Annotated in this window: 12 protein-coding genes; 3 read left to right on the forward strand and 9 right to left on the reverse strand. The window is 32.5% G+C overall.

Annotated elements, in window-relative coordinates; all coding sequences use genetic code 11:
• Positions 1 to 45: 45 nt before the first annotated feature.
• The 4 genes from gldG to D1818_RS23770 all read right to left on the reverse strand — a co-directional run bounded on the left by gldG (position 46) and on the right by D1818_RS23770 (position 4,244).
• Positions 46 to 2,445 (reverse strand): gliding motility-associated ABC transporter substrate-binding protein GldG, encoded by a 2,400-nt coding sequence (gene gldG / locus D1818_RS23755; protein WP_118462563.1) that lies wholly within the window; start codon positions 2,443 to 2,445, stop codon positions 46 to 48.
• Positions 2,446 to 2,504: 59 nt separating this feature from the next.
• Entirely contained in the window at positions 2,505 to 2,801 is a 297-nt protein-coding gene (locus D1818_RS23760; protein ID WP_118462565.1) for a putative quinol monooxygenase, read from the reverse strand.
• A 37-nt stretch (positions 2,802 to 2,838) separates the two neighbouring features.
• Positions 2,839 to 3,273 carry a hypothetical protein gene (locus tag D1818_RS23765; RefSeq protein WP_118462567.1) on the reverse strand — a complete coding sequence of 145 codons (435 nt, stop codon included), beginning with the start codon at positions 3,271 to 3,273 and terminating at the stop codon, positions 2,839 to 2,841.
• A gap of 140 nt (positions 3,274 to 3,413) precedes the next feature.
• Positions 3,414 to 4,244 (reverse strand): S-adenosyl-l-methionine hydroxide adenosyltransferase family protein, encoded by an 831-nt coding sequence (locus D1818_RS23770; RefSeq protein WP_118462570.1) that lies wholly within the window; start codon positions 4,242 to 4,244, stop codon positions 3,414 to 3,416.
• A gap of 282 nt (positions 4,245 to 4,526) precedes the next feature.
• Between D1818_RS23770 and D1818_RS23780 the strand changes: the two genes are divergently transcribed.
• Positions 4,527 to 5,483, forward strand: coding sequence for a PhoH family protein (locus D1818_RS23780; RefSeq protein WP_118462576.1), 957 nt, complete (start codon positions 4,527 to 4,529; stop codon positions 5,481 to 5,483).
• A 98-nt stretch (positions 5,484 to 5,581) separates the two neighbouring features.
• A complete protein-coding gene (locus tag D1818_RS23785; RefSeq protein ID WP_118462581.1) occupies positions 5,582 to 6,529 on the forward strand; it encodes a phosphoribosylaminoimidazolesuccinocarboxamide synthase in 948 nt (315 codons plus the stop codon).
• Positions 6,530 to 6,756: 227 nt separating this feature from the next.
• On the opposite strand, the gene D1818_RS23790 is transcribed toward D1818_RS23785, so the two are convergent.
• Both D1818_RS23790 and D1818_RS23795 read right to left on the reverse strand, forming a co-directional pair.
• Complete coding sequence (locus tag D1818_RS23790; RefSeq protein ID WP_118462584.1) at positions 6,757 to 7,176, reverse strand: DUF4174 domain-containing protein; 420 nt, start codon at positions 7,174 to 7,176, stop codon at positions 6,757 to 6,759.
• A gap of 489 nt (positions 7,177 to 7,665) precedes the next feature.
• Positions 7,666 to 8,247 carry a hypothetical protein gene (locus D1818_RS23795; RefSeq protein WP_118462587.1) on the reverse strand — a complete coding sequence of 194 codons (582 nt, stop codon included), beginning with the start codon at positions 8,245 to 8,247 and terminating at the stop codon, positions 7,666 to 7,668.
• A gap of 327 nt (positions 8,248 to 8,574) precedes the next feature.
• Here D1818_RS23795 and D1818_RS25560 point away from each other — a divergent pair, with 327 nt between their 5' ends.
• Entirely contained in the window at positions 8,575 to 8,751 is a 177-nt protein-coding gene (locus D1818_RS25560; protein ID WP_158596995.1) for a hypothetical protein, read from the forward strand.
• A 203-nt stretch (positions 8,752 to 8,954) separates the two neighbouring features.
• Here the strand turns inward: D1818_RS25560 and D1818_RS23800 are convergent, their stop codons facing one another.
• From D1818_RS23800 to D1818_RS23810, 3 genes are all read right to left on the reverse strand, one after another.
• Positions 8,955 to 9,566 carry a hypothetical protein gene (locus D1818_RS23800; RefSeq protein WP_118462590.1) on the reverse strand — a complete coding sequence of 204 codons (612 nt, stop codon included), beginning with the start codon at positions 9,564 to 9,566 and terminating at the stop codon, positions 8,955 to 8,957.
• Between the two features lie 264 nt (positions 9,567 to 9,830).
• The gene (locus D1818_RS23805) at positions 9,831 to 10,283 is read right to left on the reverse strand and encodes a hypothetical protein (RefSeq protein WP_120752532.1); all 453 of its coding nucleotides are present in this window, start codon (positions 10,281 to 10,283) and stop codon (positions 9,831 to 9,833) included.
• 28 nt (positions 10,284 to 10,311) lie between these two features.
• Positions 10,312 to 14,073, reverse strand: a complete 3,762-nt coding sequence (locus tag D1818_RS23810; RefSeq protein ID WP_118462596.1) for a DUF6443 domain-containing protein — start codon at positions 14,071 to 14,073, stop codon at positions 10,312 to 10,314.
• Between the last annotated feature and the right edge of the window lie 2 nt (positions 14,074 to 14,075).

Genomic DNA, 14,075 nt, shown 5'->3' on the forward strand with positions numbered 1-14,075 from the left:
AAAACTCTATCAAAAGAGTTTTCTTATTGATTAAATATTATAAATTTATTTTTGATATTTCTTCTTTCTAATAAATGAGAAAGCAAAACCAAACAACCCAAGAATCAATAACGGAATAATAATATTGATCACTTGCCAGAAGGTTCGGTTTTCTACTACTTTTTCGATGTCAAGAAAAGCAATGTTTATTTCTTTCCCTCTTACTTCTGTTAAACCAGAATCATCTAGTAAATAATTTACCGTATTTAATAAAAATTCCTTGTTTCCGTATTGTAGGTTTAGATAAGGATCATATCCCAATGTAATAGGTCTTCCTTTTCTAATTCCATTTTTCATTACATCCCCATCTGCAATTACTACCATTTTAGTTGCTGCGCTTTCATTTTTAGCATTAGTAAGCTTAAAAGGTTTTACGCGATCTTTGTAGGCAGATTTAAAACTACCTTCTAATAAAACGGCCAGATTATGATTACCATCTATATAACTCGCAATATCTGGTTTTTGCCCTATAATATTATCTAACCTTATTTCTGCGGGAATTCCTTCTAATTTAGATCTTTCAGAACTGGTTAATAAAATGGTTTTTTGAACTCCGTTTTTTAAAGTATCAATCTGATTCGAAAATTCGAATTTTACAGATTCTATATTCTTAACAATAGGATGTTTACTAGAGCTTTTCGTTAATGAAGAATAAAACCAAGGGTGCGGTGTGAATTGAGTATCATTTCCTTGACCAGAAGCAAGCATTAATGGAGCAGAGTAGAGGTCATTAACTAAAACAGGATTTATTCGCACTCCGTAAGAAAATAAAGCATCTCCTAATCTAAGATCTTGCATAAATGCTACTGCTGTTCCTTGTGATTTCTGAGTAAATAAACTATCAATTTCCATAGCGACCGACTCTACTAACCAAAGAGATTTACCGCCTTCCATGATAAATTGATCTAATACATATTTTTCATTTTCAGAAAATGGCTGTGTGGGTTTAGCATTAATAACAAGATCGAATTTTTGTAAATCTTGCAATGTTTTTTCTGGGTTCGAAGAAACAGAGTCCAATGTAAAAGCTCCAACGAAATAATATTCTTGTAGTGTTTTTATAAAATCCGCTATTTTCACATCAGGTAATTGTCCATTTCCTTTAATGACTGCTATTTTATGTTTTTTAGGGTGAATCAATTTTTTTAAAGCATCAGCAAAAACATATTCTAATTGTTGGATAGAATTATTAACTCTTTCTTCGGTAGTTGCGCCAATAGTGTTTTTTACCAAAGCTACTTTAACACTTCTGTTCTGATAATTCATAATCGCCCATGGAACAACGGTTTCTATTGCCGTTTTTCCATTTTCCTGAACACTCACTTCCATGGGAGTAAGTCCGAGTCTTTGTAGTTCCTCTAACGTTTCTTTTCTAAATTCTTCTTCTTCAATTGGATTGGTAAAGACATACTGTATTTTTGGATTTATAGCATTGAATTCTTCTAATATCTGTTTCGTTTCTGCTTGTAATCGTCTAAATTCTGAAGGGAAGTCACCTTCTAACAAAACATCGATAGAAATAGGAACTTCTGCTTCAGCTAGTAAGTTTTCTGTAGCTTCAGAAAGTGTAAAACGATGATCAGCAGTAAGATCAAAACGACTGTACAGGCTGCTTCCTCCAAGATTAATCAATATAACTGCAATAGCACCGAAAGAAGCAAGTTTCAGGATGTTTTTTCTGGAATATTTCTTTAGTACAATGGTCGTTAAAAACACAAACAATGTAATAATGCTTGCGAAATAAATGATATCTCTAGTATCTAAAACTCCCTGACTAATACGTTCATAATGCAACTGAATTCCTATTTGTTCTATAGTGTAATCCGTAGCGCCTAATAGTTGATAATTGGCTAATCCACTAAATCCAAAATAGAATAAAAAACAAAGAAATATACCGATCAGAAAAGCTACTATCTGATTGTTTGTTATTGATGATGAAAACGTTCCAATGGCCGTATAAGAAGCACTAAGAAGGAAGAGAGCGATGTAAGATCCAGTCGTACTGCCTACATCCAGATTTCCTATCGGATTTCCTAATTGATGAACAGTGATTATATATAATAAACTGGGAATTAATGCAATCACGATAAGGAAAAGACTTCCTATATATTTTCCCGAGACTAATTGCCAATGTCTTATGGGTTTGGTTAATAAAAGTTCTAGAGTGCCTTGTTTTCTCTCCTCGGCAATGCTACGCATAGTTATTGCTGGAATCAAAAATAACAAGATCCATGGAGCGATTAAAAAGAATGGAGAAAGATCAGCAAAGCCACTGTCAAGAACATTAAACTGTCCTTTGAATACCCATAAAAAGAGTCCGTTAAGTACTAGGAATAGTCCTATCACCAAATACCCTACAGCCGAGGCAAAAAATGTATTTATTTCTTTTCTTATTATTGCTAGCATTCTTTACAAAATTATGAGTTATGAGTTGTAGAGTTTAGAAAAATAAAATGCATACCTCTTTATTCTGAACCCCAAACTTGTTCTACACTCCAGGCTTCTGGTTTTTGGTTAAACTTATTTTTTGTGTTTGCCCAAACACCTTTAAATAACGAAGAGTTTCTGTAGTTATTGAGATGCTCTTCAGATTCCCAATGACTATAGGTAAAAAACTGGTTGGTTTGATGGATATCTCGTATCAATTTTAGGTGCAAGCATCCTTCAAAATTTCGAATTTTATCTTTATTCTGATCGAAATTCTCCAAAAAAGCATCTATTTGTTCAGGAATGAACCCCAATTTTACAATCCGTATGATCATTTTAGTTTTTTAGGTGATGACAAAGCTATAAAGTTCCTTAATAACTTTTATTATTATTTATGATGTTTTCAAAATCATTAATTTCAAAACTACTTTCAAAAGCCCAAAATATTGTTGATTTTATTCTTTTATCCTCTATTAAAAACTCTATAGTGCATGTAACAATGTTGAAGCCTAATAATCTGATGTTCGATTTTTGGACAGTAAACTTTCTAATGTGTTCTAATGATATTTTACTGTTTCCTCTTTTAGAATTTATGTAAAGAAATTGTCTGTCATATATTAGTTTTTCCGAATCTTTAACAGTCTTTATCGTGATTAGATATACAACAAGTGTAATGATACTTATTGCAGTAACTAACCAAATTGATAGATGTTTAAGAAGTACAATTGAGATTACAACTCCCAGAATTCCCAATATCACAGGAAGAAAAAGTTTAATGAAAATATTATGTTTGGAAAGTTCTGTCAATTTTTTGTTTTAAATTTTCAAAGCTACAAAGTTCTGTAAAGTTTTTTAGTTTATTAGCATTGGAGTATTTTCTAAAGATCTAACTATCCAAAGCTATAGAAATCTTACCAACTCAAAAACTCCCATACTCAAAAACTAATTCACTCAAAAGTAATACTCACCGTATCACGATAATGCAATCCGAATAAACTAGAAGCCCCACCAACAGTTTTTGGATTACTTTTATAAATGGCTAGTTCTAAATATCCAGATGAATTGAAGACTGCTAGTTTCTTTCCATCTTCTTCACGCTTACTTTTTTCAATATTAAAATTTATAGCATCACTATATCGCTCATAAATAGTACTGAAAACTGCACTTCTGGCGGTAATTTTAAATTCACGTCCTTTTCCTACATCTTCAAAAAGTTTACGGGTAATATTGGTAATTAGATTTCCGTAGTTATCAATATAGATAATACTTCCTACAATTTGTTTATCTCCAACATTGACAATTGGAGTAATTCCTTTTATTAATTTGATATCTGTAATTGATTTCCCAATAACTTCTAGTGTTCCTCCACGAGCAATGTGGCAGGCTACTGTTACAAAAACATCTAGTACGGGAAAATTTGTGCCAATCGCATCATGTATATTAATTTCTACAATTTTTTCTGGTCTAAATTCTGAAGCAATTAAAGAAATCAATCCATTATTAGCACAGATAAAGTAGTGATCATCAAGCTTTACGGCAATGTGTTTGTTTTCTGGATTCAGTTCACTGTCAATCCCAATGATATGGATACTTCCTTTCGGAAAACTCTTATAAGCATTTTGGATAATGTAGGCTGCCTCTATAATGTGGAATGGCGAAATTTCATGAGAAATGTCTACAACTGTAGCCTGTGGTAGTTCGGTATAGATAGCACCTTTAACCGCAGACACAAAGTGATCTTTGATTCCGAAATCAGTAGTTAAAGTTATTATTGGCATCTATAAGAATTGTTAATATCTTTTAATTATAAGCGCTTAAAAATATGTAAATTTGCTATGAAGTTATTCAAAGTTTTTTTGAATCCAGGAATTTGTAATAAAAACATACGAGTTTATCATTTTCGACCACTTAATATCTTTTATGATCTTAAAAAAAGTTTCAACGTTAGTACGTTTTTCATTTTTGATTCCCCGGCAAAAACTTCAAACAATCCCGATAGCTATTGGGAGAACAAACTTAGTCAATCCAAAAAACAATTCATACTAAAATTTCTATAGCTTTTGAACGAACTTATTATTGAACTGACAGAAATCAATCCACGGGAGTTTTTCGGACTTCAGAATAGTAATATTCAATTACTGAAAAAATATTTCCCAAAACTTAAAATTGTAGCCAGAGGAAGTAAACTAAAGGTATATGGTGATGAAGATATGCTCGAAGAATTTGATATGCGCTTAAATATGCTTTTAGAGCATTTTGGAAAGTATAATAAATTGGATGAGAATGTGATCGAGCGTGTACTTACCAGTGATAGCAAAGCGGATTATGAAACATCTGCAGTTAGTGGAGAAACCTTGGTTCACGGAGTAGGAGGTAAAGCCATTAAAGCGCAGACGGCAAATCAGCGTAAACTGGTAGAGTTGACCTACAAAAATGATATGGTTTTTGCTATTGGACCAGCGGGAACTGGTAAAACATATACTGGAGTAGCATTAGCAGTAAAAGCACTAAAAGAAAAACAAGTAAGAAGAATAATCCTTACACGTCCCGCTGTAGAAGCAGGAGAGAATCTTGGATTTTTACCAGGAGATTTAAAAGAAAAATTGGATCCGTATATGCAACCATTATACGATGCATTACGAGATATGATTCCTGCAGAAAAACTAGAAAGTTTTATAGAAAAAGGAGTGATACAAATTGCGCCTATGGCTTTTATGCGTGGTCGTACATTAGATAATGCCTTTGTAATTCTTGATGAAGCACAGAATACAACGCATGCGCAAATGAAGATGTTCCTGACACGTATGGGTAAAAATGCCAAATTTATGATTACTGGTGATCCGGGACAGATTGATTTACCACGTAGGGTAACCTCTGGTCTAAAAGAAGCGCTATTAGTATTAAAAGGAGTTTCTGGAATCGGAGTCATACACCTAGATGATAAGGATGTGATCCGTCATAAACTAGTGAAAAAGGTGATTGCGGCCTATAAAGAAATAGAAAATAGAAACGATTAATTTTAATTAAGAATTAAGAATAATAGAATTAAGTTTAAATAGGATATACTTTTCTCTTTGCGACTTAGATTCTTAGATACTTTGCAACTTTAAAAAAAATGAGTACCATAGTTGACACCAATTACAATTTTCCAGGACAGAAATCTGTTTATAAAGGAAAAGTTAGAGAAGTATATAATATCAATGACGAATTATTAGTCATGATTGCTACAGATCGTTTATCGGCCTTTGATGTGGTTATGCCAAAAGGAATTCCGTTTAAAGGGCAAATCCTAAATCAGATTGCTACACAAATGATGAAAGCCACCGAAGATTTAGTTCCTAATTGGTTAATAGCTACTCCAGATCCTAATGTAGCGGTTGGTCATCTTTGTGATCCCTTTAAAGTAGAAATGGTGATCAGAGGATATCAATCAGGTCATGCTGCTAGAGAGTATAAAGCTGGTAAAAGAATATTATGTGGTGTGCCAATGCCAGAAGGAATGAAGGAAAACGATAAATTTCCTGAACCTATTATCACTCCTTCTACCAAAGCAGATAATGGAGAACACGATGAGGATATCTCTAGAGAAGAAATTTTAGCAAAGGGAATTGTTTCTGAAGCTGATTATGTAGTGTTAGAAGATTATACCAGAAAACTATTCCATAGAGGAACAGAGATTGCTGCAGAGCGAGGATTGATTTTGGTGGATACTAAATACGAATTCGGAAAAACGAAAGATGGAAAAATTGTGCTGATTGATGAAATCCATACACCAGATTCTTCTCGTTATTTCTATGCAGATGGCTATGAAGAAAGACAACAAAAAGGCGAAGCACAAAAGCAATTATCCAAAGAATTTGTAAGACAGTGGCTAATCAGTAATGGTTTCCAAGGTAAAGAAGGGCAGCAAATCCCTGATATGAATGAGGAGTATATCAGTTCTGTATCCGATCGATATATCGAATTATTCGAAAATATTACTGGTACCTCTTTTGGGAAAGCAGATGTTTCTGATATTGATAGTAGGATAAATGAGAATGTGTTGGAGTATCTGAAGCGCTAAATAAAATTACTTTTGTTATTTATAAATTAATATTCAAGATTGTTGGATTCCAGCCAAAGTCTATCCTGAGCGAAAGTCGAAGGGTTGGAATGACAATGGTTTAATATAAATAAGTTATGTCATTCCGGACTTGATCCGGAATCTATTAGAAATGATAAGATTTCGTATTGTATGATGTCATTCCAGACTTGATCTGGAATCCACAAAAAATAGTATACTAGGGCTTCTTAATTTTTGGTTCTCAATTCTTGTCTACGCATTGGCATTTGATCGATTTGGTCAAAAATTTGAGAAGATGATATGACCTTGTTAGACTCTAATTTGGCACCTCCATCCAATCCTATAAGAATAATTTTGAAGTCTTCGTTGGATGAATTGTACTTTGTATAAAGCGTATTATTTTTAATAATATCACTTTTTTTAATTCCTTTTTGATAGGAGCTAGGTACTATCCTATATACGACTAGTTTTCTCTCTTGTAAGTCATTAACCTTAGTGCTGAATTCACTGAGTTGTTTTGTTAGTTGGGAGTTTTTATATGAATCTGCTAATACCAAAATCACACGATCTTTCCATTGGTGTTGATTAAGATCTTGAGAGAAAGATACTATCGGGAGAATCATTAAAAAGAATATCCAAATTTTCATTGAAATAAGATACAAAAAAATCAAGTGATTAAGAATTTCAATTTCATATACTTACCCTTCGGCCCCGCTCAGGGTTCGAAGTGAATTAGGATTTGAAGGTTGAAATAAGAAGAGGGTTGAGCGTAGTCGAAACCCCGTAAACTCAAGGTTCGAGAGCCTCACCTTTCGGAAACATATAATAGCTATACCGTAATACCAAGCGAGGACTTAGGTGTGACACTGAGCTTCCGCTGCAGGTGGATAAGTGTCGAAGTGCTCTCGAAGTCCGATGTTCTTAGCTGATCCAGATAGCGCAGATTTGCAATCTGTGCGATAAATCATTATTAACATATGAAACATTATTATATAAAAAACAGCCATATCATTTTAAAATACCTGACTTAACTGTTTTTGAACCATTTCTTACTCTTATCGCTTAGCCGGATTGCTAGGATTTCCAATCCGCGCAACAATAATTATGAAAGATTTAGGGCAAAACAAGTAAATAGTTTACCAATTTATTCGCTCCCAAATGTCTCCATTAAAAGTGATATACTTGATTATACCGTAATCAACATCCCAATATAAAAACTCTGGATTATTGTTAAATTTATTTCTACCACGAGTATTTTTTTTGTCATATGGTAGCTTGTAAACATTATCAAAAGACTTATCTATCAAACACAAATCCTCACTCTGCAATGTAATGTCTTCTTTAAATAAAAAATGTGATTTTAAATAACTAACCGAATAAATCCTTTCAGATGTTGGTTTAGATTTAGACATAGCAATCATATCATCTTGATTTTCTACACTAACACCAGGTAATGTTTTGTTACTATATTTTAATATTGCAATAGGTGTCTTGTATTTACTATTAGCAAACAATTGCCAGTCGTAAGTAATATCCTTACTAATTATTATACTTGTATCTATTTGTTTCGTATTTATATTTTTAAACACAAGTGCATCTCCCCTTTCATAAACATTAAACTTTTCAAGTTCTTGTTCATTAAAATAAACTTTTTTAGCACAAGAAAAGAAAGAGAGTAGCAAAACTGATAGTGTTATTTTAATAATAATATTTTTCATAAGTATTAATTGTCGTTATCATCATCGCTGTCATCGTCGTTCAAAAAATTATAAAACCCGATAGCGCAGATTTGCAATCTGTGCGGTAAATCATTATTAACATATGAAACATTATTATAAAAAAACAGCCATATCATTTTTAAAAGACCTGACTTAACTATTTTTATACTATTTCTTACTCTTATCGCTTACTCTTGCGTGGTACGGAAAACATTTCCGCGCTATCATATCCGAGCGATCCTTTGTTATAGTTAAGTTAAAAACCTTTCGTTAAAACCTTCTAATACATAAATTTAAGGTAATCATTTCAACTCTTAAAATTATCTTATGAAAAAAGCATGTCTTAAAAATTTGAAATTAGAAAAGAACATAATTTCAAATCTTTCGAAAATTGCCAATGGTATTAAAGGTGGTGACTATACGAACACTTTACGAGAAAATGGATGTCCTGGTGCTGGTATAACATCTGTAAGTCCATATGTATGTAAAATAACTTGCGACTAATAGATTTAGTATTTAGGTGAAAAATCTATTCTTAGATTGAAACTTCATTATTGAGGTTATTCTGGATTCTGCGAAGTTCGTAACTTCGCAGTCTATTTTTTTATGAAAGCCAAAACTGAGTTTGACTTAGTTTATCATACGTGTAATCTCGATAGTGAGGATTTAAGGAACATTTCCGCACTATCATATCCGAGCGATCGGGTTTATGACTTCTTAAGTTTCTCTCTCCATCGACTTTTTACTTTAATGTAAGTATACTGCTCTAATTTATAAAGTTCTTCATCCACTTTTAATAACCAATCACTACTTGGTACAGGCATAGCACCATTAAAGGTTTCTCTTTCATAACTTTTTTGATATGCTTTACATTGTTTCCAATAGATGCTGTAAACTTCTTGATATCTATCAAAATTTTGAATCTTTTTTTCTTTAAGCTCCTCAAAAGCTTTACGCATTTTTCTTGCAAACAATTCTGCAATATCAAAGTGTAATTGTTCGTGAGCTAGACTCTTTGCATCTTTCTTATCTCCTAGCCAAGACTTATCTTTATAAAAGTAGGTAGCAAGGTTCATTTTTAGATAATTAACAATATTATCTTTTTCATCTACAATTACTTCTTTGGGTAAAATCTCTATCCTATAGGTAGTTAAAGCGTTTTCAACTTTAAAGGAATCTATTTCCTTAACCAATTTAAAATCTTCTGGCTTTAAAAACACTCCCTTTTTCCATTGAATGGTATTAGCATCTAATACAATATCTTTTTGTCCAAATACCACGGATGTATATAAAAATGTAATCAATAGTATTCTAATCATAATTGTAATTTTATAAAACCAGCTACAAATTAATGTAACTGGTCTTTACTATTTATTTTCTTACTCATACCGCTGCGAAGTTAAAAACTATCGCAGAGCATCAGTCTTCGAAGAGCTGGGATACAGCAACTTGACTCCGATACTCAAAATAAAATGTGGTTTTTTATTGAACTATATTGAGAGATTATAAAATTAAAAAAGCATATACATAAAAAAACCACTCATATTGAGTGGCTTAATTAACAATCGTTTTGTTATAGTTAACTATTCTAATTTAACAATAAGGTTGTCTTTAATTCGATAGTCAACAAAATTAGGCTCATAAATAATGAACTTATTTTTATCTTTTTCTAATTTACTATAATTCATTATTTGTTTTGTTTCGTTTTGATTCTCTTTAAAAAGCGAGGGGTGTATATCTCCGTATAAAACAACTAATGTTTCTTTATACTTTGTATAACCTTTTACTTTTCTAAAGTAATGTTTAGATTTTTCCACTCTAAAAAGATCAAAATCAGTCTTAGAGATGCTTATTTTATATTCTGAGGCATTAATTTCATCAACATATAAAACATATAAATTAGCATCATCATCGTATATCTTACTCTTGGTATCAAAATCTTTTATTATATCAATAACTAAATTATTTTCTATAAAATGAGTTGAATCTAAATTTTTAACTTGTTCAATTGTATATACTTTTTTTGAACAACTCACTAAGGTTAACAATAAAACTAAATAATATTTAGTTCTTTTTCTTAATAGGCACACCACGTGTTGTAGGTGTATATCTGATGTAAGATTGATTTTTTGCGTCATAAACTGAAAATTCTATTATAGATTTTGGATACTCTTTTCTAAAATTACGTGCTACTTTTTTATCCCCTTGACCATATTTTTTGTCTTTTTTTATAAACCCTGAAGGACCTGAATAACCTAAGATACCACCCTCTTTTGGATGACTATGTATATGTTCAAAAAATGCATCTGGACTATCTTGAAGTAAATCCGAAAGTAAATGTGTTCCTCCCCATTCCACTCCAGTATGATGGCTAGTAGTAATCCAACTATGAGTGCGGTCTTCAGTTACCTTACTCCATTCTACATCTGTATTGTCTGCTAAAAATTCAAATAATTTATCCGCTCGATCTCCATCTTTATGATAGAAATAATCATATTTTCTATTTCCTGACTTATCTGATTCAACATTATTAAGAGTATTCTTATCAACAGCTACAGAATCATCCTCATCCACTTTTTTATCACTATTAGTATCTGTTTTATTTCCTTTTCCATCTACTTTATAAAGTCTATCTATTTCATTACCGTCATCATCATAATATTTCTTATTATCCAGATGGGTTATATTCCCATTGTCATCTACTCCATAAGTATCTAATAACCCAAGAGGATCTATTCTTGAAATAGGGTTATTTTGTACAAAATTGTAAGGGTTTAACCAATCTCTTTCTTCTGCTAGTGGATCAATGGAAGTAAACCTTGCAATTGCAGGATCGTATTGTCTCCAATCCATTTCATAGAGATTTAATCCTAAATCTTCATTAAACTGAACTCCTTGAAACTTATAAGGATGTTCACGTCCTGTGATAGTATTATTGTACCCCTTGTGTTGTAGTCCAAAAGGATAATAATTCTTTTCTTCTAGTATTTCGTGAGCATAATCACCATCTCCATCAACATCAATATCATTTCTCAGTACATCGATCTTACCATCCTTGTCTTTATCAGAAAAACTAAGACGTATATTGCCTAGATGATCTTTATACTGGTAGATATAATCAAATCCACCTGTTCCATTAGGTTCTATATATCCTTCTGGATGGTTCATGAATTTTAATACTTTTTCATCAGAATTATTAGGTCCCGGAGGTAATCCTATGGAATAATTACTTTCGTAGATATAATTTCCTGCATATTCGGTAGTATTACTAGAAGGATAATTTGTGACTACTTTTCTCAATTTCACTCCAGTAGCATCATATATATAATCGATACGTTTCTGTTGGCTGGGTATGAGAGAAACAAACTCAATCCTTTCTGGTAAGTTTAAGTGATTATACGTTATCGAGCTTATATCTTTATTTTTGTCAGCAATCATATTTCCATTATCATCATAAAGATAATCATTATCTGTATTATTTCCGTCAATAAAACCTTCGTTTTTATTACCACTATCAGTTACTTTGTTTAGTTTATTACCATCATCGTATACATAGGTAAGGTTGTCCATCACACCAAAACTATTTGCATTGATATTAGTATGACCGTTTCTAAGTAAGGTTTCTATATTTCCGTTTTTATCATACTCAATACTACTTAAACTGTATCTTTTATCTGTAGTATCGTCCAATCCTGCTGTGATACGATTTAATGCATCATACTGATATCCATAAGCACGCTTGATATTGTCATTGGCAGTTTTCCAGATGGTTTCACTAATGTTTCCATTAAATAATGGATCAGCACCTAAGTTTTCGCTAGTGGTATTGTAATTAATTGCAAAACCAAATAAATCTCCATTATCGGTAGTACCTTCATTTATTTCTTTTAACCAACCTCTCACATTATAGGTATAATCTACATCTTGTAATCCACCACCTACTTCTTTAGACTCCAATTGCCCTAATGCATCATAGGTATTGGTTACAATTCGCTCTTCTGCTTGATTGTTGATTGTTTGCTTTTGATCTAACAATCTCCCCATATGATCGTAGGTAAAGGTATCAACAGTCGCTATCGCAGCATTACTTCCTTTGGTATGGGTTGTTTTAGTTTCTAATACTTTTCCTGCAAAATCAAGTTTATTTAAAATCCAATCTTCAGTACCGAGATAATCATTTTTTATATGGGTTTCCCAAGCTCTTCCTTTATTATCGTAATAAGTAGCTGTTGTAATCCATTGATCAGTTCCTAACACTCTAACTTGGGATACCGTTGGTAAGCCTTTTACTTCAGCGGTTGCTGTCATACCTTCCCAGGTTCCGGAGCCATTAGCTGGATTAAAAGTTACAAGATTTCCAACTTCATAATCATCATAGTAATTAATGGTTAATATTTCATCAAAGCTATTAGGATAAACACTCCCTTTATTATAATATATGTTTGTACCAACGTATATATTGGGTACTGTTGTCCTATTCACAAATTGAGAAGTTCTTTCATCAGCTTCTATTTGTATTTGACTTCTGGTTTTGGTATTATTTCTATCTTTTCCGGTATAAATTACTCTACCAAATGCATCATACGTGGTAAACAACCATTCACTTTTTGTTTTCTGATTTGCATCCTGAGTCATTATAGGTTGATCCAATTTGTTATATACAATATACTCCCAACCTTTGCCTGGTATTTTCTTTTCTACTAGTCTATTACGATAATCGTAGATGTATTGATAACACAGTTCGGCAAGCTCTTCTGTAGATACCCCATCTGTAGCGCTTAATGTTACTTTTGGAGGAATCACATAGGTGAGATTCCCAAAATCATCGTATACATAAAAGGTATCGTGTACCACAGAGTTTGCTGAGCCTGCCGAAGCATAGGTTCTTTTTAGGATTACTCGTCCTAATTTATCTTTATACTCTCTGGTAGTATGATCCTCTGGATTTGTCTGACCAGGTTGCCAGTTTTCATCTTTAGTAATGGTTACATAAAGTTCGTTAGGGTTATAATATCCGTCTTTCACCAAAATTGGTACTTCGGTATTGTTTTCGTGAAAATTCACTTTAAAATACATTACTTCATCGGCTATATTAGTACCCCAATCGAACTTAATGGTATGATCAGTATCTACATCCTTATTTGCTTTCCAATCTTTTCCTGGTGCTCCTTGTTCCAGAACTCGGTTTAGAGGTGAAGCTTCAAAAACACTTTCTGAGTATGCGTTAACATCAGTTAATGCCATTCCTGTAAAGTCATCCTCATATTTATTTTTATAATAACTATTAATGTTGTTAGTTATATCTACTGCATTATAACTTCCTAATGCTCCGGTTTGCCTTTCAAAGGCCAAGTATTGCTTGGCTGATCTTCCTAAAGAATCATACTCGATATGATTAACAATATCTCTTTTATCCGGAGAGGCTTTAATTCCAATTTGCTGTTTTGCACGACCTAGTCCATCAAAATAGGTAATGCTTTCTATCACATCGCTGTTGTTCTTAATTCCAATAGTAGGATCGTTTAATTCAGTTTCGGTAATAGGAGCTTGAAAGGATCTGGTAAACACATAATTTTCATCAGTATTTAACACGAGACTGATATATGGATCTCCAGAAATCGTTGCAGAAAATACAGTTCCTGGTTGTATCCAGGTAGTTGGTTTAATGATAATTTTTTGACCTGCGCTTACATTAAGTAATGCCGGATCGCTAGATACATTAATGGTTTCATTTTCTATAATCACTGTATCTGCTATTTGAGCAGTTGCGGTTATGCTTACTAAAACTAGTAAGGCTGTAGTTATTTGTCTTACAATATTTTTCATCC

It is taken from the genome of Aquimarina sp. BL5, from assembly GCF_003443675.1.
In the GTDB taxonomy this organism is placed as follows: domain Bacteria; phylum Bacteroidota; class Bacteroidia; order Flavobacteriales; family Flavobacteriaceae; genus Aquimarina.